The sequence below is a fragment of the Paenibacillus sp. MAHUQ-45 genome (assembly GCF_058133325.1).
Genome location: NZ_JBYUPV010000031.1, coordinates 1 through 1,491, shown reverse-complemented (window position 1 = coordinate 1,491; position 1,491 = coordinate 1). Strand labels below are relative to the sequence as shown.

The 1,491-nt window shown below is 51.0% G+C and carries 1 protein-coding gene; it reads left to right on the top strand.

Translation table 11 applies throughout. The features are described from left to right. Positions 1 to 72 precede the first annotated feature (72 nt). The gene (locus AC3Y23_RS28990; protein ID WP_379205547.1) at positions 73 to 1,461 is read left to right on the top strand and encodes an IS4 family transposase; all 1,389 of its coding nucleotides are present in this window, start codon (positions 73 to 75) and stop codon (positions 1,459 to 1,461) included. Positions 1,462 to 1,491: the final 30 nt, after the last annotated feature.

Here is a 1,491-nt window from a genome sequence, read left to right as displayed (position 1 = left end):
ATTTCAGAGTACCCGAGAGCCAACAGATGTTTTATGATGAGAACACCAACGTATAAAGGCTAGGTGAATCTCATGTCTACGCAAAAAAACACATCCTCTTTGGCGGCACCGGATTTTTCCTTTTTTAATCAAATGTACATTCACAGCACCGTCCTCCTGAGACGGTTTATCCGTACACTGACGACGTTGTCTACTCATTTGGGTGCTTCCATCTCAGCGGCCAGCGCTGACAATGCCGAACGGCAAGGAATCGGTCGTTTGCTGAATAATCCCGCGCTTAGCGAAGAAAATGTCATGGATTGCTACCGCAAGGAAACGCTTAGGCAGATGAACGAAAGTGGCCAAAACGTCTTTTTGTGCGTGCAAGACACGACGGGGGTCAGCTACGGGAACCGGGAAAAGACGGTTGGACTTGGTGAATATAACGACTCAAAAGCCAAGGGATTATTAACACACACCGCCTTGCTTTTGACTCCCTCGGGGCTGCCCCTTGGTTTGCTGTATCAAAAAACATGGGCCCGCGAGCCTAAACCCAAAGGACAGCGTAAGGTCAGCCGGCCGTACGAGGAAAAAGAGAACTACCGCTGGACGGAGGCAGCTCAAGTGAGCGCAGCTGCGGTACCGGCGCACATGAAGCTCATTCATATCGGGGACCGGGAAGCCGATTATTTTGAGTTTTTGCACCTGCTGCAAAAAGAGGGTCAGTCGTATGTGGTTCGCTCTGTACAAAACCGTATCACTGAAGGGGAAGGGGCACGCCTGTGGGACAAGGTGCGCGCACAGCCGGCAGCCGGTGAGATCTGCGTATCGCTTCCTCGGGATACCCGCCGGGGGACCCCGGCACGGGAAACGACGCTTGCCGTTCGCTTTACAAGTGATACGGTACAGGTGCCTGCTCATTTGCAACAAAAAGGCGCGGGGTATCCGCCTCTTTCCTGTACCCTCATTCACGTTGTCGAAGTTACACCACTGGCAGACCAGGCGCCGATTGAATGGTTTCTGCTAACCAATGTCCCCACCCCAAATGCGGAAGCAGCTGCGGAAAAGGTAGGGTGGTACGTGCAACGCTGGAAAATAGAACGGTTCCACTATATTTTGAAAAGCGGTTGCGAAGTTGAAAAGCTGCAAGAGCAGCATGCAAACAAGCTGAAAAAGCTGATCCTGATTTACTCTATTATTGCGGTGCAAATCCAGCACTTGACGTACTTGGCCAGACAGCAGCCAGACGCTCCTTACACAAAGGTAATGAGCGAGGAGGAATGGCAGGTGCTCTACCGGATTGCGTATAAAACCACGATGTTGCCCAAGTCCCCTGCAAACGTGCGGGAAGTCGTTCTGGCCTTAGCCAAACTGGGTGGGTTTTTAGGCCGCAAAAGTGATGGTGATCCAGGAGCCAAGGTTATCTGGAAAGGTCTTCAGGCTTTTCGAACAGTGTTTGAGTCGTATTCCTTTTTACTGTAATTTTTTTCTATTGCAGTGATACAGGATTAG

Bases quoted from the DNA above. Each gene is read 5' to 3' on its own strand.
- AC3Y23_RS28990 (WP_379205547.1), top strand. From the start codon at position 73: ATGTCTACGCAAAAAAACACATCCTCTTTGGCGGCACCGGATTTTTCC.